This window comes from Treponema sp. OMZ 788, from assembly GCF_024181245.1.
GTDB lineage: Bacteria > Spirochaetota > Spirochaetia > Treponematales > Treponemataceae > Treponema_B.
Genome location: NZ_CP051199.1, coordinates 1,163,504 through 1,189,555 on the forward strand (window position 1 = coordinate 1,163,504; position 26,052 = coordinate 1,189,555).

Below are 26,052 nucleotides of genomic sequence, written 5' to 3' on the forward strand. Positions count from 1 at the left end.
TTTAATAAAAAAATAATTTAAACTTGACAAATAAAAAACAGCGTGTTAGAATTGTGAAATATTTGTTACGCACTTAGGAGGTGTATAATGAAGAAATTTTTTGGTATTATTGTTTTGATGGTGATGCTTTCATCATTCATCATTTCTTGCGGCGGAGGAGAAGCTAATGATCTTCGATCTCAGACATTGATTGTTGCTATGTCTAGTGATATCATCAGTATGGATCCCGTAGCTCAAAATGATGTTTATTCTTCAAATGCTATGAAGCAAATGTATGAAGGCCTTGTTTACTTGTCACCTGATGGTATGGTTATGCCCATGTTGGCAGAAAAGTGGGATATTTCCGATGATGGAATGAATTACACATTTCATCTAAAAAAGGGAGTTAAATTTCACAATGGTGAAGAACTTACATCTGAAGATGTTGTTTTCAGTTATAAGAGAGCTGTTGCTGCACCAAACGTAGCACATATTTTCTCTGATATTGATGCTGAAAGCATTAAGGCTGTAGATAAGTATACAGTTCAATTCTCCATGAAAAATCCCTATGCAGGTATAGTAACAGCTTTGTGCCATACAGGCGGTCATATATTGAACAAAAAAGCTGTTGAAGCTGCAGGAGATAAATACAAAAACTCACCTGTTGGAACCGGTCCTTATAAATTTGTAAGTCATACAAAGTCAGATAAGGTTAAATTTGAAAGATATGAAGAATATCAGGGCAAAAAGCCTTATTACAAATACCTTGAATTCCGAATTATTCCCGAACCCACTAACAGAATAATCGAACTTGAATCCGGCGGAGCCGATATCGTATACGATGTTTCTCCCAATGATTTGGATAGATTTAATGGGAATAACGAAATCAAACTTATTAGAAGTTATAACTATATGACCCAGTACATGGGTATGAACTGCGGTAAGCCTCCTCTAAATAATATGCTTTTAAGACAAGCTATCGCATGTGCAATCGATACCGATCAAATTGTACAGGCTGTATGGAAGGGCTTGGGTAGAACTGCTACAGGACCTGCTGCAACTACAATTAGATATTCAATTGCAAACAAACTAAAGCCTATACCTAGAGATATTGAAAAAGCCAAAAGATTACTTAAGGAAGCCGGGTATGAGAACGGCCTAAAATTACGCTTATCAACTAACGAAAGAAAAGAGCGAATAGATATGGCTGTTATTATGAAGGAACAGCTCAAAGAAGTAGGTATTGATTTGTCAATTGAAGTACTCGAATGGAGTAAATATCTTGAGATGCTAAGCAAGGGAGAGCATGAAATTTTTGAAATTGGATGGACTCCCGATGCTTCTGATCCCGATATGGTATTCTATCCTTGTTTCCATTCAGATGCCATAGGCGGAGGAGCCAATTATACATGGTGCAGTGATCCTGAATTGGATGCTCTTATTTTGAAAGGTAGAAGAATGCTTGATAGTCCTGAAAGAGCCGCTGTATATACACAAATACAGGAAAGAATGTTAGAGTTAACTCCTGCCGTCTTCCAGTATAATGGTGAAGATGCTGTTGGTGTACGAAAGCACATTACAGGCTTGAGATTGTCACCCTACGGATATCACTTCTTGCATACTGTTAAACCTGAAGGTAAGTAAAAATTAAATTGCTTTGCAATTAAAACATAAGAAAATAAAATATTATTTTCTTATGCTATTATGGCATAATGTTGAATATATAATGTGCCGGGCAGGTTTTCATGGGTATTTGATGTGTCATCGTATCGTGAAATCCTGCCTTATTTTCAATATACGGAGGTATTATGTTTAAGTACATAATAAGGAGAATTTTGTTACTGATTCCGGTTATGCTTGGAGTTGCACTTATTGTGTTTACCTTGTTGTATTTTACACCGGGAGATCCGGCAAGAAATAAACTTGGGACCAATGCACCTATTGAAGAAGTACTTAAGTTAAGAGAAAAAATGGGTTTAGATGATCCTTTTATTGTTCAATTTGGAAGATATTTAAAAAATTTCGTTTTTTACGGAAGTTTAGGAGAGTCTTATATCACTGAGCAACCTGTAGTTCTTGAAATAAGCACACGAGTAGGTTCTACAATAAAATTGGCAATAGCCGCAACTCTTGTTTCAATTATTTTTGGAATCCCTCTCGGAATAGTTTCTGCAATTAAACAATATTCTGTTTTTGATCATATCACAATGGTATTTGCCCTTATAGGACTATCAATGCCTGTATTTTGGCTTGGATTATTGATGATTTTACTATTCTCAGTTAAACTGGCTTGGTTACCTTCATCAGGGTTTACAAGTTTTAAACATATCATACTGCCGGCCCTGGCTCTTGGAGCTCAATCTGTTGCAGTTTTAACAAGAATGACGCGTTCCAGTATGCTTGAAACAATACGCCAGGACTATATAAGAACGGCTAGGGCAAAGGGGCAAAAAGAAAAAATAGTTGTTTTTAAACATGCCCTTGGGAATTCTTTAATACCTGTAATTACTGTAGTAGGTATCCAATTCGGACAACTCATGGGCGGTGCAGTTATGACCGAAATTATCTTTTCCATACCCGGAATAGGCCGTCTTATGATTGATTCCATTAAATTAAGAGATGCTCCTGTAGTTTTAGGTTGTGTTTTATTTGTTGCTGTAGCATTTGCAATAGTTAATTTAGTCGTAGACATACTTTATACATATGTTGATCCTCGGCTTAAAACACAATATACATAGGAGGTATACAAATGGAAAATATGAAAAAATTAAAGAGAAGAACACCTCATGGTTTTGCAGGAATTTTTCATAGAATGAAGAAAAATAAACTGGCTATGGTCGGTCTTTTTATAATAATTGCTCTTTCAGTTGCTGCAGTTTTTGCAGATTTTATAGCTCCATATGGATTCTCGGAAACCGATTTGAGCAGTCAGTTTGCTCCGCCCTCGTTGCAGCATCCTTTTGGACAAGATGAATTTGGAAGAGACATTCTTAGCAGGGTAATTTACGGTGCAAGAATTTCTCTTAAAGTAGGTTTTATTTCGGTAGGTATAGCATTGGTACTAGGTGCTTTTATCGGAGCTGTTACAGGTTATTTCGGAGGTAAGGTCGACACAATATTAATGAGATTTATTGATGTTCTTCAAGCTATCCCGAATATTTTGCTTGCAATAGCTATAGTTGCTTCTTTAGGCCCGGGTCTTGGAAACTTAATGATTGCCGTAGGTATTTCAGCAATTCCGGGATATGCCAGAATAGTCCGTTCGGCTGTTATGTCCATCGTAGACATGGAATTTATAGAAGCGGCTAGGGCAGGGGGCTCTTCAGATTTTAGAATTATCTTTAAACACATAATTCCCAACTGTATGGCTCCTATCATTGTTCAAGCAACCTTGGGTGTTGCCTATGCAATATTGAATGCAGCCGGTTTGAGCTTTATAGGCTTAGGTCTTGAGCCTCCGACTCCGGAATGGGGAGCCATGCTTTCAGGAGGAAGAGCTTATATAAGAAGCTATTCTCATCTAACCTTATTCCCCGGACTTGCCATCGTTATTACAATCTTTGCCCTCAATGTTTTGGGTGACGGTTTGCGCGATGCTCTTGATCCAAAACTAAAACGATAAGGACGGCTTTTTATGGAAGAATTATTAAACATTGAAGATTTAAGTATTTACTATGTAACTGAAGCCGGAGAAACAAGGGCTGTAAACAATCTCAATCTAAAGCTGGGAAGGGGAGAAACTCTTGGCTTTGTAGGCGAAACGGGAGCGGGAAAAACCACCACAGCCTTAGGAATTATGAGGCTTGTACCCAATCCTCCGGGAAAAATAGTTAGCGGTAAAATTTCTTTTGACGGAGAAGATATCTTAAGCAAAACCGAAAAAGAAATGCAGGAAATACGCGGAAATAAAATTTCGATGATATTTCAAGATCCGATGACCTCATTAAACCCGGTTATGACTGTAGGCGAGCAGATTGCCGAAGTTTTAGCCCTTCATCAGAATTTACAAAAAGAAGAACTAAAAGAAAAAACGGCTCAGATGCTTGAAACTGTAGGCATAAAGAGAGAAAGAATCAATGACTACCCGCATCAGTTTTCGGGAGGAATGAAGCAGAGGGTTGTAATTGCCATGGCCCTTGCCTGTAACCCGATGTTAATCATTGCAGATGAGCCTACAACCGCCTTGGATGTTACAATTCAGGCTCAGGTTTTGGAACTTATGATTGAGCTTCAAAATAAGTACAATACATCGATGATTATGATAACCCACGATTTGGGAATTGTTGCCGAAATTTGCGACCATGTTGCAATTATGTATGCAGGTTCGGTTATCGAATACGGTACTGTCGAAAAACTTTACACCGATCCGAAGCACCCATACACAAAGGGCTTGTTTGCTTCAATTCCGACATTGGATGCCGATGAAGAGAGCTTGCATGTTATCAAGGGGGCTCCGCCTAACCCTGTAGACCTTCCCTCAGGTTGTAAATTTCATCCGAGGTGCGAGTTTGCAACCGAAAGGTGTAAATGTGAAGTTCCTAATATGATTAATTTGGATGATTCCCACTGCGTTTCATGCTTTTTATTTGACAAGGGAGGTGAAAAATGAGCGGTACGATTCTTGAAGTTAAAAACTTAAAAAAATATTTTACCACAAAAAAAGGCCTCCTTCATGCTGTAGACGATATCAGTTTCAGCATAAACAAGGGTGAAACTCTCGGCCTTGTAGGCGAGTCAGGCTGCGGAAAATCTACGGCAGGCAGGGCAATTTTAAGATTGCATGAACCTACAGCAGGCGAGGTAATATTTGAAGGGAATAATACCCTTGAATATAAGAGCCGTAAAGATAAGAGGATGATGAGACAGGATATGCAGATTGTTTTTCAGGATCCTTATTCTTCATTAAATCCTCGATTAAACACATTTGAGCTCATTGCAGACTACCTTTATGTAAACAAGGCCTATAAAACAAAGGCCGAAGTACAAAAAAGAGTAAAAGAGGTTATGAGCATTGTAGGTTTGGAAGAGCGTCTTGAAGACTCCTACCCTCATGAATTGGATGGAGGAAGAAGACAGCGCATCGGTATTGCCCGAGCTCTCTCCCTAAAGCCCAAATTCATCGTTATGGACGAGCCTGTTTCTGCCTTGGATGTAAGTATTCAGGCACAAATTTTGAACCTCTTAGCCGAGCTTCAAAAAGAATTCAGCCTTACTTATCTTTTTATATCCCACAATTTGAGTGTAGTTAAACACATAAGCGACAGGATAGCCGTTATGTATTTGGGAAAAATAGTCGAAATAACCGATTATAAATCGATATTTTCAAACCCTATCCACCCCTATACACAGGCTCTTCTTTCTGCAATTCCTATTCCGAAGTACGGTTTAAAGAGGGAAAGAATAATTCTCCCGGGAGATGTTCCAAGTCCCATCGATCCGCCTAAGGGCTGCGTATTTTGCGGAAGATGTGCCCATAAGATGCCCATCTGTTCCGAAGTCCGCCCTGACCTTGAAGACAGAGGAAACGGTCACTTTGTAGCCTGTCATTTAAAATAAGGTTTAGTTTTAAGTAAAAAAGCACCGGTTTTTAATCGGTGCTTTTTTTGAAAAATCAAATTTTTAATCTCTTTTTGTTTTAAATATAAGGCTTACTTAAAAAACATTCCTATAAATGCTTCTTTTTCTATGTTTCCGAAATATGGGGTTAAATCGACATCCGATAATTTTTGTGTTAAAATACTTTCAGAATATTCGCAGCCGTTTAAAAGTTCTTCAATCTCTCCCTTATCGGCTGTTCCGAAAAAGTCCCCGTGAATTTTTAAAGAATTTATTTTCATGTTTTCGACATTAAAAAATACTTCGATACTGCCTATAGGAAAACGCTCATAGTGAGAGTATTCTGCCTTGGGGGAAGCTCCGTAGTTCCATTCCTTACGGGAAAATCTTTCTTTATAAATCTTCATCACGCCTTCAAGTTCTTCTTCCGATAGTTTATATTCTACAGGCTCTTGATTTTCAACTTCAAAGATTGCTTTTAAAAGTTCATCTTTGAACTGGTCTACGGTAATATCCCGTTTTAAATAGGGCTTTATATTTGTAACCCTTGAGCGGACGCTTTTTACACCCTTCGATTCCAGTTTTTCTTTTCTGACTGTGAGAGCCTTGGAAAGAGCCTCCATTTCAACATTAAAAAGAATGGATCCGTCGCTTAAAACTCGTCCCTGCCATACAGATTGAGAGGCTCCTATACATTTTTGCCCGTCAATAGTAACATCGTTTCTTCCTGAAAGTTCTGCATCAACTCCGATTTTTTTTAGAGCGTTTACAATAGGAATATAATATTTTTTAAAATCGATCTTTTCGTTTCCCTTTGTTTTTGTAACAAAAGAAAAATTTATGTTTTCGAGGTCTTGATAGATGGCTCCTCCGCCCGTAATGCGCCTGACTACTTTTATACCGTTTTCATTTATATATTTTTCGTTTATTTCCTGATAGGTATTTTGATTTTTACCTAAAAGAATTGTGGGGCTGTTACTCCACAAAAAAACATATTCTTCATCTTCCAAAGGAAGATTTCTAAAGCAATACTCTTCAAAGGCCATATTATATTCGGGATCATGCGAATTATTCACTATGTATTTCATGAAAATGTATTATAATAAAAAACAAATTTTATTCAATAGTTTTTGAAAACATCTTTTACACCTCCTAGACCTTTTTATTGTTTTAACATATAATTGAAAAAATAATTTTTAAGGCGTAGCTATGACTTGTACTCAAAGAAAACCTGATTGGTTAAAAATTAAACTTCCCGGTGGAGAACTTTCACAAGAAGTATCGAACACGATTAAAATGCATAAATTAAACACCATATGTACCAGCGGCAAATGCCCTAATCAGGGAGAATGCTGGAGATGCGGAACTGCAACCTTTATGATTTGCGGGAATATATGTACGCGTGCATGTAAATTTTGTAATGTACCGACCGGTCATCCGTTGCCGCTGAATCCTAATGAGCCTATGGAAATTGCAAAATCCGTTGAGGCCTTAAAATTAAAACATGTCGTATTAACCTCGGTAGACAGGGACGACATCAAAGATTTCGGTGCCTCTCATTGGGTAGAAGTTATAAAAGCTGTAAAAGAAAGAACTCCTAATGTTACTATGGAAGTTTTAATCCCCGATTTTCAAGGCCATGAAGATTTGGTTGCTATGATTATCGAAGCAAAACCTGAGGTTATTTCTCATAATCTTGAAACCGTACGCCGTCTTTCACCCCATGTCAGAAGCAGGGCCACATACGAGACCTCTCTTAAGGTTTTAAAACAAATTGCCGATTCCGGCTTGGTATGTAAGTCAGGTATTATGTTGGGGCTTGGCGAAACAAGGGATGAAATTTTAGAAACCATGGATGATTTACGCAAGATAAATTGTAAGGTAATGACCATAGGTCAATATCTTAGACCCTCTGTAAAAAATATTGAGGTTAAAGAATATGTACGACCTGAAGTTTTTGAAGAATATAAACAAATAGGCTTGCAAAAAGGTTTTTCTTTTGTGGAGAGCGGACCTCTCGTTCGTTCCAGCTATCACGCTGAAAGGCATGTACTGAGCTAATATGACTTACTTTTTTGAAACCTACGGCTGCCAGATGAATCAGGCTGAATCCTCCTCAATGGAACAGGTTTTGCTTGAGAAGGGCTGGACTGCAGCATCCGATGCAGAGCACTGCGATCTCCTTATAATAAATACCTGTTCCGTGCGTATAACCGCAGAAAACAGGGTTCTCGGAAGGCTTGGGCATTTTTCCGGCTTGAAAAAAAAGAGAAAATTTTTTGTGCTTTTGATAGGCTGTATGGCGGAAAGGCTTTATACCGAAATACAGGAAGAATTTCCTCTTATCGATTATGTTGTCGGAATGTTTGAGCGAAATTTGCTGCCGCAAATTTTTGATGAAATCAAAGCCCGTCTTAAAGATGATAATTATATGGCAGAATTTGCTCATAACAATATTGAAGAAAAACCTTCATCAGGTTATTATTTTGCGCCTCTTTCTCATTCACCTAAATCCTTTCAAAGCTATGTACCGATTATGAACGGCTGCAATAATTTTTGCACCTATTGTATCGTGCCCTATGTTAGAGGCAGAGAGGTTTCCCGTCCGGTAAATGAGATCTTGCATGAAATTACCGAACTTTCATCAAGGGGGGTGAGGGAAATTACCTTGCTCGGTCAGAATGTAAACTCGTACAAAGGAGAATACGGGGAGGGGAGGCTGATAGATTTTCCCGAGCTTTTACGCCTTATAGCAAGGGAGGCCGACAAAACCGAGATCATAAGATGGATACGCTTTATGTCAAGTCATCCTAAGGATATGTCCGATGCCTTGATAGATACAATTGCTGCCGAAAAAAGACTTTGCAAACTTGTTCATCTTCCCGTTCAGCACGGTTCCGATGCAATTTTAAAAAGAATGAACAGGGTTTACACTATAGAGCACTATAAAAACAGAATAAAACGCCTAAAAGAAACCATTCCCGACATAGCCTTGAGTACAGATATTTTGATGGGCTTCCCCGGCGAGACTGAAGATGATGTAAAGGCTACTTTAGACTTGATGCAGGAAATAGAATTCGATTCGGCCTTTATGTATCACTATAATCCGCGTGAAGGAACAAGGGCTTTTAATTATCCTGACAGGATTCCTGAAGAAGTAAAAATAGAAAGGCTCGGACGAGTTATCGACTTACAGCTAAAAATTACTGCAAAAAAAATGAAGGCTAAGCTCGGTAAAAAGGCCGATATCTTGGTTGAATCACATTCGAGGAATGACAGCTCCGAGCTTTTCGGGCACACAGAACAAGGTGAAATGGCTGTAATCCAAGGCAATCCGCCTGAAAGTTTAATAGGGAATTTTGCCCATGCAGAATTAAAAGAATTAAAGGGCAAAACTTTTAGGGCAAATCTTGTATAATAAAATAAAAAGCATGGAGGAAAAATATGCGTAAATATTTTATATCGATTTTATTTATTTTTTGTGTTTTTGGGATATATTCTCAAAATTATTCTTTTGAAGTAGAAGATGACATAGCAGCTTTTACAAAAAAAAATCCTCCCGGGTATTTTATCGGCAGGGTTCAATTAATAAAAATGCCTGACGGGTTTCAAGAAATAATAGGGTATAAGGAAGTTGTTACAAAAGAAGATACAAAATTTTTGGCATCCGAAAATAAGTTGGTTGGTGTTACCCAATATGTAAACGGAAAGGAAATCTATCTATACGATATGAATGGTGACGGAAAAATAAATATTAGTGCGCCTCATCCAATCTTGCCGGCATGGGTAATAACGGATTCAAAATATAATAAAAAAAGCTCTAAAAATAATATCGATAAATATTTGGAAGATTTTTACAAGCTTTTTAATGGTAATGAAAATCCGTATACAAGTGATAAGTTAAACAAATTAATTAATAAAACAATGCAGGCAAGTACAGATATAAAAAATGAAAACAGGGATATTATTTACGGAATATTTTTATATTATGGTCTTCAATCAATAAAGAATCCCCTTATTGATTTTACAAATTTACAGATTGTATTAAACACATACTTAACGCGTTTTAATAAAGACCTTGCTCATCCATTAATTTTTTTATGGATGATAGAAACTTTTATAAATATGGGTAATTCTGAACAGGCTTCAGAATTAGTCGACAATATTGTAGATATATATCCTGATTTTATTCCTTTTCAAGTATACTTTTGGCAGCTGGAAAAGGATAAAAAAATAAAAGAACAAAAATATAAAAACTTAAAAAATAAATATTCAAAACATTGGATTGTAAAGCAGATATAGTATAGCTTTTATAAACATGTATATATTTTTATACTAAGTTATTAAATTATTTATATAAAAAGTATACATCTTAATAAAATGTATTAGGTTTTTAAATGGGAAAATATTAAAGTAAAAATTACAAAAACACATAAGTTAAACTTCTTGTAAAAAGGCTTTTATAAAACTTCCTATAATGTATGTTCTGTCTACTTATCCAGGTGTTTTAAGCTATAAAGCGGATTCTCAAACTTTATCTTCTCCTCTTTTCTTTATTTTAAAATTTTAGTATACTTCCGATTAATTTCCTTCTTCAAAAGGAAAACAGGAACAATTTATTATGAAAAAAAGACTGTTAATTTTTTTGATTTTTATAAGTGTCCTCCATGCTGCTTTTATTTCTTGCAGCAACAATAAGGAAAATGAAGTTGTTTATGAGAAGATAAAACCTAAAAGAATTATAAAAAACAATATCCTAATTATTCTTGGAAAAGATTATTATGAGCGGAAAGATATTTTAAAATATCTTGAAAGTGAATATGCTCTTGGAAAACCTGATTCTCATGTTCAAGTTTTAACCTATTCAGATATGGTTAAAAGAAGCAGACTTCCGCGTCTTAGAATGATTAACGATAAGATTGAAGAACAAAACACGACAATTCTTATTTCAATAGGCATACCTGAGGGAGGCGGCCGTTACTTGATTCAGGCTGCGGAAAATAATCGGAATCTTGCCGTAATAAGTCTTTTACCGATGGACGAAATTCTCCCATTGGAAGCGGCTTCCGATATTGTAGTTGATTTTCAAATTCCTAAACAATTATTGAGTGAAGAAAAAGACTTTGTTATAAGCGATAATGAGGTAATGTTATTGCTTGTGTCAGCTATATTTGCCGGAGAGGATATAAATGCCCATAAAAAAGACATAAAAATTTTTTCCCATAGAGGAATTTCGACAGGCTTTTTTTACTGCACAAACAGTATTGGGAAAGGATCTTTTTCCTAATCAATACACAATTAAACCGTACACCGATTCGGATACGGGACTTCAATCTCATAGATATCTTTTAATTTATAAAGATTTTGATGGTGACCATGACAAGGATGTTCCTGATGATGAGTCAAACTCGGCAGAAAGCGAAACTGATTCCGAAGGGGTTATCAATCCGGATAAACTTGAAGGAGGTGCTTAAACAATGAATTCTTTAGATTACTTTAATAAAGGAATTTTTGCATCGGCTGAAGATCTTGAAAAGCTAAAATCTGCCGAAAAAGCCCGCCTTATTTTGATCTCGGACACACACGGTAATGAAGATACGATAATTAATATCTTAGACCGTGAAGGAACAAAATCCGATGCCGTTTTATTTTCAGGAGACGGGCTTGCAGATTTTTTAAATTATATAACAATTTCACAATATGAAAAAGAACTTATGGAATGCATTCCCCCTGTAGCAGCCCTTGTTATGGGAAATTGTGATTCAAAAAAATATGTGTTAAATCTGGATGCAGGAAAAACAGGGTCAGGCTTCGGCTTTAAAAAAAATCCCGAACAGTATTTGGAATTTTTTGAAATTATTTTTTTAGAAGTTTGCGGAAAAAAAATTCTTTTAACTCACGGTCATGAGTTCTATGTAGATTTTGAACTGAATACTCTTTTAAATTTTGCACATCAGCAATCCTGTTCGGTTGCGGCCTTCGGTCATACACATGTACCTTTAATAAAAGAAGTAAACGGGATATTTTTGGTAAATCCCGGTTCCGCTTCAAGGCCGCGGATGGGTTCAAACAAGAGTTACGGAATTTTGACAATGAGTAAAAATGCAAATCCGATAATGGAATTTAAAAACTTATAAAGCCGATATTTTTTCTTCTTCCAATTGTTTTAAAATTTTTTCATCCATTTTTATTGAAAGATTTTTTTCTTGAGTAGGAAGTACCGTACCCCTTGGTGCATTTTTTGCTCTGCGTAAGTATTTTACCTGAGTGGTATATAGATCGGCTTGTGCATTTTTTCTTGCTTTTGAATAAAAAACTGCAAGGTTTCCGGCCTTAATCAAAATAGGCAATGGGATGCTCTTCCCTGCCCTAGCCTTTATAAAAACATAACCGCCTGCATAATCCCTTGTATGCAGCCAGAGGTCGGCCCCCTTAACAAAATGACGCAAAAGTTCATCGTTTTCGGCTGCTGTTCTGCCTACCAATATTGTCCAGCCTTCCGAAAAGAATTTTAATCCCGGAGCCGATTTTGTATTTTTAGCTTTTTGCTGTACCGGAATTTTTTCTTTTTGAATAATTTTTTGAATTAAATAAGGGTTTTCTTCGGTTTTTATTTCTTCTATCTTTGTCTTTAACTTTTCGATTTCTTTTTCTGCTGATAGAATATCATCTTCCAATGCCTCCAGCCCTGAAACTGCTTTTTTATATTTTTCGTAGTAGAGATTTGCATTTTCTTGAGGCGTTTTTAAAGGATCTAAGCTGATACTGATTTTTGCTCCGTTTTTTGTGTAATCTTCAAGCTCGGCAAATTTCATTCCTTTTTTTATTATATGAAGGTTTGAAAAAATCAAATCCCCTGCATTTTTTAAACTTTGAGCATTTAAAAATTCTTCTCTTTTTGCTTTAAGTTTTGCAAGAGCTTTTTCTATTTTTAATATTTTTGTTCCGTAAATGTTTTCAGCCTCATCCGTCAAGGCTTGTTTTGAGGCTTTGGGAGAATTATTAATATACCACTCTTCGATAGCCTCATTAAAACTTTTTGTTTTATCATATTCGCGAACTGAATAATCCTGTTTTTTGATTTTTTGAGGATCAGGTGTAAGCCATATTCCGCCTGATATTTCACCCCTCTTAGGACGGCGGTAAAAAGCATCTATTATAAGATCTTTTTCATCGGTTAAAACTATGTTTGCTGCCCCGCTCCATAACCTTAAGTATAAAAAAAACGACCCTACTCCGCTTGCAATGTGAAAGCGTATGATTCTGTCTTCGTTTAGTTGTTCTGCTTTTAATATCTTTCCTCCCTTGATACGGGATTTTAAGAGTTCCATAAAACGCATCGGTTTATCGAATTTTGGAATCTTCTGACGTGTAGAATGGAGTCTGCATGATCCGGCATCAAGAGAAATAAAAAGAGTAAGAGGTTTATCTTTGTATAGGTAAAAGACTAAGGCCGTATAAGAGGGCTGAATTATTTTTTGAATAAAATAGCCCTCTAATTTAAGCTCTTCAAGGATGAGATCAATTTCTTTATTGTTTAAAGACATTAGAAGCCGAACCCTTTAAATATATCTTTAACCTTATTCTCGGCCTCTTTTTTTACCTCGTTTTGAACTTCTTTTATTTTCCCTGCAGCGATTTCTTTTACGCGTTTTTCGGCTTCAGCCTTCTTTTTTTCCAATATTTTTTCGTAATTTTTAATGTCATCAAGAAGTTTTTTTGCATGATTAGCGGCCGACATAAATGTATCTATTTCTTTTTTATAAATCTGCTTTTGTTCATCAAGCCATTTTTGACCCTGTTTTATGAGTTCTGCTTTTACTTTTTCAACCTGTCTTGCAAATTCTTTTTTTTAATGCGGCTGCTATCTGATTATCGACATCCGTGTCTACATCAAGCTTAAATTTTTCACCCTTATTAATTGTAAGCAGAGTCTTAACATTAATCTTTTTAATATCTGATAAGACATTTTGGTATATTTCAAAAACAAAGGCCGGTTCAAATTTTTGAACTGCAAGAACACTTTTCATGATTTCCATATTTGCATCTATGACGACATCCTTATTTTTTGAAACCTTGACACCGCCGCCTGTTTTTAAGATACCTGTAAGAGCAGGAACTGCATCTGCCGGAGACGGAATATCCATATCCAAGCCTTCAAATGTAAAATCCGTATCTACAAGCTCCTTAGTGTAAGATCTTAAATCGATTATACCCTCAGCTTTTTCTTTTAGTTTGCCTTGGGCAGCGTTTAAGTTTATCCTAAGAGGAATACCTAGCTTATCGTAATCATTAGTTATAGCCTTGGCTGTTCCTCCTATTGCAAAAACATCCTTTTCGGGATGATGACCTGAAAGCGAAATGTTTCGTATCAAGAAAGTCGGAAGAGAATTTTTACCGAATATAAAAGTCTTACCAGGAAGGCGTTCCATAGCCTTTGATTTTTGAGCCAATGTAAGTTCTTTTTCTTGTTTAGGCTGTTTTTGAGAGCTTTGTAAAAGCTCCATCCCTTGTGCAAAATAAGGATAATAAGCCCCCAATGTTTTTACTATAAAGGTATTTATAAGATCGGCAACAAGTTTTTTTCCCGTATCGACATTTATTGACTTTATTTGACCTGCAATATTATTTAAGCGGCTTAAATCGTTTTTAAGAGCCGCATCTGCATCCCTAGCCATACGGTCAACCGTTTTAATGTCGTTTTGTACATCGTTAAAAAGACGGTTAGCCAAATTAAAATCATCCTGTCCCGTTTTAACAACTTTTTGAATAATCTCAATCAATTCTTGAATCTGTTTTACATCATTGATCTTATTTACATCTATACCGATGAGTTTTTGCACAGCTTCAACCGTGTCTACAACCTGTTTTTCTACATCATCCTTAGTCTTAATCCATTTTTCAGCCATCGGCTCTACAGAGCTTATTATTTTTTCTGCGGCTTCAGGGGTTTTAAAAGCTGCCATTTCGCGTTCAAGAATTTTTCTTGGATCTACTTGATCTTGAACTGCTTTTAAGCCGCTATCAACCGATATTTTGGACTGAACCTTTTTAACCTCATCGTTTATAAGCTGAGTAATGGGGTTAGGCTTCTTATTTGGATCTACAGATTTTTGCTTTTTGGGCGGTAAGGCTCCAGCGGTCTTTCTTTCCGTATTCCATGTAAAACCTTCTATAGCCATATTTTCTGCAACAAATTTTCCGCGGCTTAATTCTAAAAGATTAAAATAAAAGTCGATATTTTTAATCTCGAATAAATTACGCATAGGCTGATTTTTATTTGCAACCTTATATCCTTGAATTCTAAACCTAGTGTTAAATAGGTCAAAGTCTACAAGGCTTACCTCGCATTTTGCACCGAAGGCGGCTTCTGAAGCTCCTATAACTATTTTTTTAGCCAATACATTCCTAAAAATATATACAAAAAACAAAACTGCAAAAACACAGGCCAAGGCAGCTAAGACAGCAGGAAAATTTACTCTGCCCTTTTGTCTGCCTATTTCGGCAGCAATCTTATTTATTCTTTGCAGTTGAGCCTTGTCGTTAATCTTTGTCTTATCGAATTCAAAGTATTCTTTGTTTGTTTTTTCATCGATACTTGAAACTATAAAGCCTTGGATAAATTCTTTGTCTGACGGTACAAAAATCTTTTTATAAATTTTTCTGTTGAGTGATCTTTTTGTATACCTCTTTTGAAAAAGCCGTTTTACCTTTTCAAGCTTTTTTGCTTCTTTAGCGGCCTTTTTGGCTGCTTTTAGTTCATCTTTTTGTAATGATTCTTTATTTTTATCTTCCATAACTAGAAATTATCCTTTATCTCAGAAATTTTTGTTAAGTGCCTAAGAAGCGGTATCTTACCCAAAATACCTGCACCTTTTACATTTCCTACAGAAGGCTGCATATATTTTCGGTATTTTGCTGTTATAATTCTTGTTAATATGTATACAGGAGTATACAGTGCTAATCCCCAAATTATACCGCCTAAAACCATTGTGTTTGAAAGTTTAAAAAGAGCTACAAAGGGAATATTTTCCAGCATAATAAATATTGGGCGTAAAAACGGCAGCTGTACAGCCCAAAAACCTATGTTATTTATAAGAACATCCATAAACGGAGTTATGAATCCGAATAAAATAAAAGATATAAAAAAAGCGCCTTTATTTATGCGGATAAAAATCGACAAGAAAAATAAGAACGTAAATGTCAAATTATTTTTAGGTAATATTGCCAAAAAAAGTCCTAGGGCTGCAGCATGGGCTATATCCCCGGGATGCGAATTTGCATTAATCGCTCTAAAAAATGAAGCTATATGTTGTATCATAAAAACTAAGGTTTAAACCTCTTACCTCCTTTTTTTTAGTCTATAGCATGGACACTTTTTTTTCAATAGCGTCAGCATATACTTTTAAGTATTTTTCGGCAGAGATTGTCCAGCCGAATTTTTTTCCCATGGCCTTTTTTCTCATCTTTTTTATATGATCTTTTTTATTGTACCATGCGTAAGTTGCCCATCCGACTGTATCATAGATACTTTGCGGACTAAGGTAATCAAGAACAAAGCCGGTTCCTTCTCCTGTTTCTTCATTATAGTTTTCTACAGTGTCTGCAAGACCTCCTGTTTTTCTGACTATAGGCAGGGTTCCGTAAAGGAGTGAATACATTTGGTTTAAGCCGCAGGGTTCATACCTTGAAGGCATCAAGAAAAAGTCGCTTCCTGCTTCGATTAGATGGCTTAATTCTTCATTATAACCTATGTAAGCTCTAAAATTCGGAAGTTTTTGCGAAAGGAATCCAAGTTCTTTTTCACACCAAGATTCTCCGGCACCCAATACAACCATCTGAAGTTTTATATCGGAGCATATTTTAAAGGCCGAACCGTACATCGGGCCGAAAAGCTCGGAAATTCCTTTTTGATCAACCAATCGGCTCACCATTCCAAAAACCGGAATAGAAGGGTCAATTTCAAGGCTAAGCCTTTCCTGTAACACAGCCTTATTTTTTTCTTTTTCATCAAGTGTTTTAGAATTATAACGGTAAGGAATGTACTCGTCTTTTGACGGATTCCATATTGAGGTATCAACACCGTTTAAAATTCCTATCAGTTCTTTTTCCCTGTAACGCAAAATACCGTCCATTCTAAAACCGAATTCGGGGCGTTTAATTTCTTCTGCATAAGTAGGAGAAACTGCGGTAAGCATATCCGATGAAACAAGGGCTGCTTTTAAAAAATTTATTCTATCCCAATCTTCAAAGCCCGTACTGTAAAAATCACTCCAATCAAGACCGGTATCGGGGAAGGATTGCTTTGAATACACCCCCTGATAGCCCATATTATGAATAGTAAAAACACTTGCCGTATTTTTAAATTCGGTATTTTTTTCGGTAAAGCGTAAAAGCACGGGTACTAAGCCTGTAGCCCAATCATGGGCGTGTACAACATCAGGAATCCAAGCCTGTTTTCTGCAAACTTGAAACGCTGCATGGGCTAAAAGTGAAAATCTCTTTGTATTATCGGAAAAATCAGGCTCTAAATATGACCCGTAGACACCATCTCTGCCGAAGGCTTGCTCATGGTCAATAAAATATACTTTTACCTTTGAAGAAGGCAGCTGCGACTCATAAACTCCTACCCAGTGTTCGTAAGGGCCGAGATGAACTGCCATAGCTCCCGGAATTTGTTTTAAGTTTTTTCTATCAATCTTATAATAACGAGGCATTACTATTCTGACATCATGTCCTTTTTTTGAAAGAGCTATTGATAAGGCTGTTACGGCATCAGCCAGACCGCCTACCTTTGCAAATGGAACAAGCTCGCTCGTAACCATCATTATTTTCATAATTTCCTCCAGAAAAACTTTTTCTATATAGTATGATAGCATAGTTTTATTGATTTTTAAAGACTATAAACAAAAAATCGTAACTTTATCGGTCAAAATTTTGTTGTTTTTATTGTATTTTAAATACTTGAAATATTTGGAGGCTTTATGAAAAATCTTATTGTTAAAAGTATTGGTATTTTGTTTATTTGTTTTTCACTATTTACTTCATGTAGTCCATCATCAAGCGAACCTCGTTTTATAAGCGTTACAGGACGATCAGCAATTTTAAGATCTCCGGATCAGGTTTCTATTTCGTTTTCGGTTTTTTCAAAGGATAAGGACTTATCTGAAGCAAAAAATAAAAACGATGATTCTATTTTAAAATTAAAAGAGCTTTTTGAAAAGTATAAGATTGAGCAAAAGAATATCAGCATTGAACGCGTAAATATTAACCCGAGATACAGATACAGAGATAACGGTTATCAGGATTTTGACGGCTACGAGGTTGTACAAAATATAGCAGTCCTTCTTACAAGGATTGAAGATTATGAAGTTTTTTTAACTGATCTTTTAAATACAGGCGTAGATAGAATTTACAATGTAGGTTTTTCTGTTGCCGACATGAAAAAACTTATGGATGAGGCAAGGACTGAGGCCGTAAAAGCCGCCGAAGAAAAAGCCCTCCTCCTTTGTAAGGCTGCTCCCAACGGAGGAAAACCTCTTTCTTTAGGAAAGATAATAAGCATAAGCGAAAATCCGTCAGGAATGTCACCCCGCGGTTATACGGGAGCTTATATTGCCAATAAATTAAAAGAAGCCGCCTACGATGAGGCTGCAGGCGGAAATTTTTCGCCCATGGGACAAATTGAGGTTTCTGCAGAAATAAGCATTGTTTTTGAGTTGGAATAGTCTTAGTTCCGGAAGCTTAAAAATATACTTCCAAAACTACCCTTTGGAAAATCCCAGTTTTTCCTCTAAGATTTTAGACAAGGCTTCGGTATCGATTTCTTCTTCGATAGTTATATTAAAGCCGTTTTTTAAGAGCAAGGAGATTTTTCCGTTACTTTCAGTCTTCCAAGAATGAATCTTGTCCCATGTTAAAAAATCGCCGTAAATAAGCCCGTTTTCGTAAACACCGGCCGAGTTAGAGTACTTATATACTACAAAGAGTAAGGTCAATGATTGAAGAGCAAAACCTATAATTTTGATGAGCATATTATCCTGTACCGTAAAACAAATATACATTATAGGTAAGGTAAAAAGCGAAAGGGAAATATTTTGTTTATTCATAATTTTCTTTTTTGTAAACGAAATTATTTTTTTTCCAAAATATTTTTTTGAGCTATTTATCGGTTTTCCTAAATTAAATAAGGGGAAAATGTGAAAACAAATTATAAAAATATAAAATAACAGGTTTAAGATAATAAATAAGATCATCAGCTTACTCATAAACGTCTCCTTAAAAGTCCAATAAGGTTAACAGCAGTTTTCACATAATAAACTAAACAAAAAGCTTTTACAAGACCTAAAAATTTTATAATTTTCTCCCTATTGCATACCATTTGTATTTTAATTATAATATCCAATTATGGAAAAAATGCAAAGAACCGTAACCTGCGGCGGCTTAAATAAGGATTTTGCAGGAAAAACTGTTGTTTTAAACGGCTGGATTCACAGAAAAAGGGATCACGGCGGTATTACTTTTTTTAAATTTACGCGACCGTTACGGTTTGACCCAAGTTGTTGTGGATGATGATGCAAGCGAAGAATTAAAGGCCCTTGCAGTAAGCCTCAAACAGGAATTTTGTATAGCCGTTGAGGGGCTTGTACGGCTGCGCCCCGATTCTATGATAAACAGGGAAATGGCAACCGGAGAAATCGAAGTTAAGGCATTAAAGATTGAAGTGCTTTCAAAAAGCGAGGTACTTCCTTTTCAAATTGACGAAAAAACAAACGCAAACGAAGATTTACGTCTTAAATACAGGTATTTGGATTTACGCTCAAAGGCGATGCAGGAGCATATCATTCTTAGATCAAAATTCACCTTTGCTGTTCGTGAATTTTTAACCTCAAAGGAATTTTTGGAAATTGAAACACCGACATTTATTAAGTCCACGCCGGAAGGAGCTCGCGACTATCTCGTTCCATCCCGTCTTTATCCCGGAAAATTCTATGCCCTCCCCCAATCTCCGCAGATTTATAAACAGATTTTAATGGTTTCGGGCTTCGATAAATATTTTCAGATTGCACGCTGCTACCGCGACGAAGATGCCCGCGGCGACAGGCAGCCTGAGTTTACTCAAATTGACCTTGAAATGAGCTTTGCCTCCCGCGAAGATGTTTTAAGTTTGACCGAGGGCATGATGCAGTATGCTTTTAAAAAGAGCATAAATGTAGACCTTCCTAAAAACTTTGAACGCATCAGCTATGACGATGCTATCGATATTTACGGCACGGATAAGCCCGATTTGCGTTTTGAAATGAAGATGCAGGATGCAGCCTTTATGGCAGAAATAGGAAACTTTGCAGTCTTTAAGGATGCCGTTTCTTCAGACGGAGCAGTCAAAGCCTTGGTAGTAAAGGGGCAGGCCGAAGCCTACAGCCGCAAAAAGATTGAAGAGCTTGAAGCCGCCGCCAAAATATACAAGGCTAAGGGCTTGGCTTGGATTAAGGTAACGGAAACAGGAGCAAAATTCGAAGGAGGCATTTCCAAATTCTTTGAAGGAAAGGAAAAAGAGGTTTGCTCAAAGCTGGGAGCCGAAAAAGGCGACTTAATTCTCTTTGTAGCCGACAAATACAAGATTGCCTGCACAGCCTTAGGGGCAGTCAGAAGCAAGCTAGGAAAAGATTTGGGACTTTTAAACCCTGCCGAATTTAAATTCGTTTGGATTGTGGACTTCCCCCTCTTTGAATGGAACGAGGAAGAAAACAAGTGGGATCCGGCTCATCATATGTTCTCGGCCCCTCAGGAAAAATATATTCCGACAATGGAAGAAAACCCCGAACCCGTAAAGGGAGACCTTTACGACCTCGTTTTAAACGGATATGAGGTAGCATCAGGTTCAATAAGAATTCATAACCCTGAGTTGCAAAAGCGAATCTTTAAGATTGTCGGTTTTGATGAAAGCGAGGCGGAAAAGAAATTCGGCTTTTTAACCGAAGCCTTTAAATACGGAGCTCCTCCCCACGGAGGCATTGCTCCCGGCCTTGACCGCATAGTTATGATTATGGCAGGCGAAAGTTCGATAAAAGAAGTAATCGCCTTCCCGAAAAACTCCTTTGCAGTAAGCCCCATGGACGACAGCCCCAGCGAAGTTGACCAAAAACAGCTGGATGAATTGCATTTGGCTATTAAGAGGTAAGGACTTTTTAATGAAAAATATTATTTTGACCGGGGATAGGCCCACAGGAAAACTTCATATAGGGCACTATGTCGGTTCATTAAAAAACAGGGTAGCCTTGCAAAATTCGGGTAAATACGATGAAATTTATATTATGATTGCGGATGCACAGGCTACGACCGACAATGCAGATAATCTTGAAAAGGTTAGATCCAATGTAATTGAGGTAGCCCTTGATTATCTTGCCTGCGGAATAGATCCTCAAAAATCGACAATCCTTGTGCAGACTCAAATCCCTGAGCTTTGTGAGCTTACCTTTTATTATATGAACCTCGTTACCCTCGCCCGCCTTGAGCGGAATCCGACGGTAAAAAATGAGATTAAGATGAGGGGCTTTAATGCAGGTATCCCTGTAGGTTTTTTAACCTACCCTATCAGTCAGGCAGCCGATATTACCGCCTTTTTGGCAAATACCGTTCCCGTAGGCGAAGACCAAATGCCGATGATTGAGCAGACGCGGGAAATTGTCCGCTCCTTTAATTCCCTTTACGGGGAAACCTTGGTAGAACCGAAAGAACTTTTGCCCTCTAACAAGACCTGCGGACGGCTTCCCGGAACGGACGGAAAGGCTAAGATGAGTAAGTCCCTTGGTAACTGTATATATATTTCTGACAGTCCCGAAGAAATCAAAAAAAAGGTAATGGGAATGTTTACCGACCCGAATCACCTCCGAGTGGAAGATCCCGGAAAGGTTGAAGGAAACCCCGTCTTTACCTATCTCGATGCCTTTGCCCGAAACGAGCACTTCCCCGAATTTTGGAGCGATTATTCGTGCTTGGATGAGGTTAAGGAGCATTACCAAAAAGGCGGCTTGGGCGATGTTAAGATAAAGAAATTCTTAAACAGCATTTTACAGGAAGAACTTAGACCCATCAGGGAAAAAAGGGAGGCCTTTCAAAAAGACCTCCCTTCGGTATATCAAATCCTAATTGAGGGCACAAAAAAAGCAAGGGAAAAAGCCGCAGCTACAACCCATTCGGTACGCTCTGCAATGAAAATAAACTATTTTGAGGAAATGATAAAAAATTGATAACATAAACTCCTTTTCCCCTTGAATTTTATATGTATGTGTGGTAATATCTAAGAATATTGGAGGAAGGAACTATATGGCAAATGCAGGAAGCCTTAATAAAAAGGTCAAGGTTGAAAATGATAACCTTTTAAAATTAGTTACATTCCAACTTGGCGAAGAACTTTACGGTGTAGAAATTATGGATGTTGACCAAATAGTCAGGGTTCAGGATGTAAGGCCAATCCCCAATGCTCCGTACTATGTTGAAGGAATTTTCAACTTAAGAAGCGAAATTATTCCAGTGATAAGTCTTCACAAGAGATTTCACATAAAAAAAGCATCCTTGGATGAAGGCGATGAATTTTTAGGCGGATTTATAATCATAAAAGTTGAAGACAACAAGATCGGTATTATTATAGACAGGGTTGCCCGCGTTGTTGATGTAAAAAAAGAAGAAATACAGCCTCCGCCTCAAATGATAGCAGGTATCGGTGCTGAGTACATTAACGGCGTTGTAAGGAGAGATCCCGGTTACCTAATAATATTGGATATTCACCGGCTGTTTAATCCTAAAGAATTACAGAAGATTACCAATTTATAAACACTATGAAAATACCCGTTTACAGTTCCACTATAAGACGCTCCGAAATGGATGCTGTTCTTACATGTATGGTCGAGGAAAAAATAGGGCCCGGCGAGATGAATCAAAAACTTATAAAACAGGTTTGCGAGTTTTTTCAGGTTGCCGGAGCAGCTGCTTTAAGAAGCCCTGCCATCGCCTTAACATACGCCTTAAAGGCATTAAACCTTGAATCAGGCTCATCGGTTATTATCTCAAGTTTGGCGCCCTCTTGGCAGTATGTCGAGTTAAGCCGCCAAGGATATAAGCCCATTGTACTTGATGTAGAAGCTGACTCCGTTTTTCCGTCCTTTGAAAGCCTTGAAAATGCCGTACAAACAGGCGGAAGGGCACTTATCTTACACGAAACCTTGGGTTTTTTACCCGACATGGAAAAGATATTAAGCTTAAATATTCCCGTAATAGAAGATATTTCGCAAAGTGCAGGGGCGGCATATAAGGAAAAATTTGCAGGCAGCATGGGTATTTTTTCTATCTTGGGACTTGAAGAAAAAGATATTTTAACCGGAGGGGGCGGTGCCGTATTATTGGCTCCCGAAAGAAGGAACGCAATAGTTTTAAAAAAACTCTACGATGAAGCTCCTATTACAGACCAATTACCCGATATAAATGCATCCTTGGCCTTTGTTCAGCTAAAACAGATGGCAAAGAACATGGAACAGCGTAGGGAAATGCACGAGTCCTATGTACGCTCTTTAATGCAGGGAAAGCATAAAACGATAGCTCAAAAAGAGGACACAGTAAATCCTGTTTATTCTTTTCCGGTGATTTTAAATTCCGGAGTTTCGGATGTACAAAAATATGCAGCAAAAAAAGATATAGATATAGAGCTTGCTTTTAAAAATTCGGCTGTCGAGTATTTAAAAGAAAATCAGGAAAGCCTTATAAATGCTTCTTCTCTTTTACTAAGATGCGTGCTTTTTCCGCTCTATCCAAGATTGGGAGCAAAAAGGTCGGCCGAGATTGCAAGAGTACTGGCTACCCTGCCCTAATTTTTTTATAAAATTAGGCTTGCAAAGTTTTAAGGAATGTGAATTTTGAAAAAGGCCCTTATAGTTTTAAGTGTCGAAAAACCCAATGCAAAAAAGATTTGTAAAGAAATCGAATTTTTTTTTGTCGGCAAGGGGAATCGGTTCTTTTGTATACAAATATGACGGCATCTCCCATTCTCCCGAATTAAATGAAGACTATGACCTTGCAATAAGCCTCGGCGGAGACGGTACGGTTTTATTTACAGCCCGTTACAGTGCCCCACGGAATATTCCGGTTTTTCCTATAAACTTAGGAAGATTCGGCTTTATCGCCAATATTGAACCCAAGGAATGGGAAGGCGAACTTTTACGCCTCTTAAACGGAAAAGAGGATTTACATGAAAGAATGCTCCTTTCGGCTTCGATAAGGCGGGAAAATAAAGAAATTGTAAAATATGAGGCCTTAAACGATATTGTAGTTTCAGGTTCCGGCATAGCAAAGCTGATAAACCTGGATATTTCGTTTAACGGAATTTCATTCGGGATTTTTAGGGCTGACGGGGTCATAGTTTCGACTCCTACAGGCTCAACTGCCTACTCGGCAGCCTCAGGAGGCCCCATCTTAGATCCCGATGTATCGGCCTTTGTTTTAACTCCTATTTCTCCCTTTTCCTTGTCGAACCGCCCCCTGGTTCTCCCCTCATCCGGTCAGATGAAGATAAAAGTTCTTCCCACAAGGGCAAAAGACACCATCGTTTCAATTGATGGACAAGAGATGGTTTCATTACAAGAGGATGATGAAATCATAATAAGCGAGTCTCCCAATAAGGTAAAAATGGCCGGCTGCTCTCCCGACAATTTTTACAAGGCCCTAAGGTCTAAACTCGGCTGGTCGGGCTCTTCATCTTCAAAATTGACTTAATACCAAAAATTGAATTGATTGACATTTTATCCCCTTTATTGTATTATGATAGCTTATGATTACAGTAAGCGATTTAAGTTTAAAGTTCGGCGACAGGCCGCTTTTTAAGGATGTCAATTTAAAATTTACGAAGGGCAACTGCTACGGAATTATCGGTGCAAACGGAGCCGGGAAGTCTACTTTTTTAAAGGTTCTTTCGGGAGAATTGGAGCACGATTCGGGCGAGTTCAGTATCACCCCCGGAGAACGTATGGCAGTTTTAAGACAGGATCACTTTGCCTTTGATGAGTACAGCGTAAAAGACACAGTTTTTATGGGCTATCCTAAGCTCTACAATGTTCGAAATGAAAGAGAAGCCATTTATGCAAAAGAAAATTTTAGTGAAGAAGACGGAATAAGGGCTTCGGAGTTGGAGGCCGAATTTGCCGATTTAAACGGCTGGGAAGCTGAAAATCAAATAGAGCAGATTCTTTCAGGTTTGGGCCTTGACGAAAACTACCATGACAGAATGATGAGCGAACTCGACGAAGGTCAAAAAGTTCGGGTCTTGCTTGCACAGGCTATCTTCGGCACACCCGATATTCTTCTTTTGGACGAACCGACAAACGGTTTAGACCTTGAATCCATAGCCTGGCTTGAAGAATTTTTAATCGAATTCCCCAATATTATAATTGTTGTTTCTCACGACAGGCATTTTTTAAATACGGTTTGTACCCATGTCTGCGATATCGACTACGGCAAAATCCGCATGTATTCGGGTAACTACGATTTCTGGTATCAGATGAGCAGGATTATGCAAAGACAGGCCAAGGATCAGCAAAAGAAACGGGAAGAAAAGATGAAAGATTTAAGGGAGTTTATATTACGCTTCGCCTCGAATGCAGCAAAGAGCCGTCAGGCAACCAGCCGAAAAAAGGTATACGATAAACTTGCCTTAGAAGAAATAGAAGTTACAAGCCGAAAATTCCCTTATGTTCATTTTAAACCCAATCGGGAAATCGGAAACAATGTTGTCCGCACCGAAAAAATTTCTTATAAAACACCTGACACTGCAGAAGAAAAAGGAATTCAACTTTTAAACGATTTTTCTTTTACGGTAAACAGAACCGATAAGATAGCCTTTGTAGGACAAGAGCATAATTCTAAAACAGCCCTTTTCGATATTTTAACCGGAAAATTAACTCCCGACTCAGGAGATGTTTATTGGGGACAGACAGTAACCCATGCCTATCTTAATAAGGACAATGCCGAGTATTTTAATAACGATTTAAATATTACTGAATGGCTTAAACAATATTCTCCCGACCAAGATGATTCCTATGTAAGAGGCTTTTTAGGCCGAATGCTTTTTTTCTGGCGACGAATCCTTAAAGCCCGTAAATGTTCTATCGGGAGGAGAAAAGGTGCGCTGTATATTGAGTAAGCTCATGCTTTCGGGAGCTAATGTTTTAATCCTCGACGAGCCTACAAACCACCTTGACCTTGAAGCCATTACAAGCTTAAACGATGCCCTCGTGGAATTCCCCGGAGTTATTCTTTTTAACTCCCATGACCACGAATTTATTTCTTCAATCGCAAACAGGATTATCGAAATTACGCCCAACGGCATAATCGACAGGATGATGAATTTTGATGACTATATAAAAGACGAACACGTTAAAAAACTGCGCGAAGAATTATACGGCAACGACAAAAAAATGCAGATTTAAAAATCTATAAAAAACAGGGAATGTAAATAGTCTTTATAGTCTT

At 37.5% G+C, this 26,052-nt stretch carries 20 protein-coding genes and 4 pseudogenes; 18 read left to right on the forward strand and 6 right to left on the reverse strand.

Translation table 11 applies throughout. The features are described 5' to 3' along the window. The first annotated feature begins 87 nt into the window (after nucleotides 1-87). The 5 genes from E4O00_RS05615 to E4O00_RS05635 all read left to right on the forward strand — a co-directional run bounded on the left by E4O00_RS05615 (nucleotide 88) and on the right by E4O00_RS05635 (nucleotide 5,535). On the forward strand, nucleotides 88-1,623 hold the full coding sequence (locus E4O00_RS05615; protein ID WP_253679060.1) for an ABC transporter substrate-binding protein: 1,536 nt from the start codon (nucleotides 88-90) through the stop codon (nucleotides 1,621-1,623). Nucleotides 1,624-1,787: 164 nt separating this feature from the next. Further along, nucleotides 1,788-2,717, forward strand: coding sequence for an ABC transporter permease (locus E4O00_RS05620; RefSeq protein WP_253679069.1), 930 nt, complete (start codon nucleotides 1,788-1,790; stop codon nucleotides 2,715-2,717). Nucleotides 2,718-2,728: 11 nt separating this feature from the next. Continuing rightward, nucleotides 2,729-3,601: an ABC transporter permease gene (locus E4O00_RS05625; protein ID WP_371921853.1), complete on the forward strand. Its 873-nt coding sequence runs from the start codon at nucleotides 2,729-2,731 to the stop codon at nucleotides 3,599-3,601. Between the two features lie 12 nt (nucleotides 3,602-3,613). Then, entirely contained in the window at nucleotides 3,614-4,588 is a 975-nt protein-coding gene (locus tag E4O00_RS05630) for an ABC transporter ATP-binding protein (RefSeq protein ID WP_253679071.1), read from the forward strand. Then, nucleotides 4,585-5,535, forward strand: a complete 951-nt coding sequence (locus tag E4O00_RS05635; protein ID WP_253679073.1) for an ABC transporter ATP-binding protein — start codon at nucleotides 4,585-4,587, stop codon at nucleotides 5,533-5,535. The genes E4O00_RS05630 and E4O00_RS05635 overlap by 4 nt, the downstream gene beginning before the upstream one ends. Before the next feature lie 92 nt (nucleotides 5,536-5,627). Here E4O00_RS05635 and E4O00_RS05640 read toward each other — a convergent pair whose 3' ends face one another. After that, a complete protein-coding gene (locus tag E4O00_RS05640) occupies nucleotides 5,628-6,623 on the reverse strand; it encodes a lipoate--protein ligase (RefSeq protein ID WP_253679075.1) in 996 nt (331 codons plus the stop codon). A 121-nt stretch (nucleotides 6,624-6,744) separates the two neighbouring features. Between E4O00_RS05640 and lipA the strand changes: the two genes are divergently transcribed. From lipA to E4O00_RS05670, 6 genes are all read left to right on the forward strand, one after another. After that, nucleotides 6,745-7,596 (forward strand): lipoyl synthase, encoded by an 852-nt coding sequence (gene lipA, locus E4O00_RS05645; RefSeq protein ID WP_253679077.1) that lies wholly within the window; start codon nucleotides 6,745-6,747, stop codon nucleotides 7,594-7,596. A 1-nt stretch (nucleotide 7,597) separates the two neighbouring features. Next, nucleotides 7,598-8,953, forward strand: coding sequence for a tRNA (N6-isopentenyl adenosine(37)-C2)-methylthiotransferase MiaB (gene miaB, locus E4O00_RS05650; RefSeq protein ID WP_253679079.1), 1,356 nt, complete (start codon nucleotides 7,598-7,600; stop codon nucleotides 8,951-8,953). Nucleotides 8,954-8,979: 26 nt separating this feature from the next. Further along, nucleotides 8,980-9,837 carry a hypothetical protein gene (locus tag E4O00_RS05655; RefSeq protein WP_253679081.1) on the forward strand — a complete coding sequence of 286 codons (858 nt, stop codon included), beginning with the start codon at nucleotides 8,980-8,982 and terminating at the stop codon, nucleotides 9,835-9,837. Nucleotides 9,838-10,156: 319 nt separating this feature from the next. Further along, on the forward strand, nucleotides 10,157-10,822 hold the full coding sequence (locus E4O00_RS05660; RefSeq protein ID WP_253679083.1) for a hypothetical protein: 666 nt from the start codon (nucleotides 10,157-10,159) through the stop codon (nucleotides 10,820-10,822). Continuing rightward, nucleotides 10,800-11,009 carry a hypothetical protein gene (locus E4O00_RS05665; protein ID WP_253679085.1) on the forward strand — a complete coding sequence of 70 codons (210 nt, stop codon included), beginning with the start codon at nucleotides 10,800-10,802 and terminating at the stop codon, nucleotides 11,007-11,009. The genes E4O00_RS05660 and E4O00_RS05665 overlap by 23 nt, the downstream gene beginning before the upstream one ends. A 3-nt stretch (nucleotides 11,010-11,012) precedes the next feature. After that, entirely contained in the window at nucleotides 11,013-11,672 is a 660-nt protein-coding gene (locus E4O00_RS05670) for a metallophosphoesterase (RefSeq protein ID WP_253679087.1), read from the forward strand. Here E4O00_RS05670 and E4O00_RS05675 read toward each other — a convergent pair. The 4 genes and pseudogenes from E4O00_RS05675 to glgA all read right to left on the reverse strand — a co-directional run bounded on the left by E4O00_RS05675 (nucleotide 11,667) and on the right by glgA (nucleotide 17,372). Beyond that, on the reverse strand, nucleotides 11,667-13,082 hold the full coding sequence (locus E4O00_RS05675; RefSeq protein ID WP_253679089.1) for an NFACT RNA binding domain-containing protein: 1,416 nt from the start codon (nucleotides 13,080-13,082) through the stop codon (nucleotides 11,667-11,669). The genes E4O00_RS05670 and E4O00_RS05675 overlap by 6 nt on opposite strands. Next, a pseudogene (locus tag E4O00_RS05685) lies at nucleotides 13,082-15,332 on the reverse strand (TIGR03545 family protein). Before E4O00_RS05685 ends, E4O00_RS05675 begins: the two are co-directional and overlap by 1 nt. Nucleotides 15,333-15,334: 2 nt before the next feature. Further along, nucleotides 15,335-15,856 (reverse strand): TIGR03546 family protein, encoded by a 522-nt coding sequence (locus E4O00_RS05690; protein WP_253679095.1) that lies wholly within the window; start codon nucleotides 15,854-15,856, stop codon nucleotides 15,335-15,337. A 40-nt stretch (nucleotides 15,857-15,896) separates the two neighbouring features. Continuing rightward, a complete protein-coding gene (glgA, locus tag E4O00_RS05695) occupies nucleotides 15,897-17,372 on the reverse strand; it encodes a glycogen synthase GlgA (protein WP_253679097.1) in 1,476 nt (491 codons plus the stop codon). A 147-nt stretch (nucleotides 17,373-17,519) separates the two neighbouring features. On the opposite strand from glgA, the gene E4O00_RS05700 reads away from it, so the two are divergent. Then, complete coding sequence (locus E4O00_RS05700) at nucleotides 17,520-18,263, forward strand: SIMPL domain-containing protein (protein ID WP_253679099.1); 744 nt, start codon at nucleotides 17,520-17,522, stop codon at nucleotides 18,261-18,263. A 36-nt stretch (nucleotides 18,264-18,299) separates the two neighbouring features. Here E4O00_RS05700 and E4O00_RS05705 read toward each other — a convergent pair whose 3' ends face one another. After that, on the reverse strand, nucleotides 18,300-18,803 hold the full coding sequence (locus E4O00_RS05705) for a hypothetical protein (RefSeq protein ID WP_253679101.1): 504 nt from the start codon (nucleotides 18,801-18,803) through the stop codon (nucleotides 18,300-18,302). Between the two features lie 148 nt (nucleotides 18,804-18,951). Between E4O00_RS05705 and aspS the strand changes: the two are divergent. From aspS to E4O00_RS05735, 6 genes and pseudogenes are all read left to right on the forward strand, one after another. Then, nucleotides 18,952-20,716, forward strand: a pseudogene (gene aspS / locus E4O00_RS05710) (aspartate--tRNA ligase). A gap of 10 nt (nucleotides 20,717-20,726) precedes the next feature. Next, nucleotides 20,727-21,785 (forward strand): tryptophan--tRNA ligase, encoded by a 1,059-nt coding sequence (gene trpS / locus E4O00_RS05715; RefSeq protein ID WP_253679103.1) that lies wholly within the window; start codon nucleotides 20,727-20,729, stop codon nucleotides 21,783-21,785. Between the two features lie 76 nt (nucleotides 21,786-21,861). Beyond that, on the forward strand, nucleotides 21,862-22,368 hold the full coding sequence (locus tag E4O00_RS05720; RefSeq protein WP_253679105.1) for a chemotaxis protein CheW: 507 nt from the start codon (nucleotides 21,862-21,864) through the stop codon (nucleotides 22,366-22,368). A 5-nt stretch (nucleotides 22,369-22,373) separates the two neighbouring features. Next, a complete protein-coding gene (locus E4O00_RS05725; RefSeq protein WP_253679107.1) occupies nucleotides 22,374-23,399 on the forward strand; it encodes a DegT/DnrJ/EryC1/StrS family aminotransferase in 1,026 nt (341 codons plus the stop codon). 45 nt (nucleotides 23,400-23,444) lie between these two features. After that, a pseudogene (locus tag E4O00_RS05730) lies at nucleotides 23,445-24,300 on the forward strand (NAD(+)/NADH kinase). Nucleotides 24,301-24,355: 55 nt separating this feature from the next. Beyond that, nucleotides 24,356-26,009: pseudogene (locus E4O00_RS05735) on the forward strand (ABC-F family ATP-binding cassette domain-containing protein). Nucleotides 26,010-26,052: the final 43 nt, after the last annotated feature.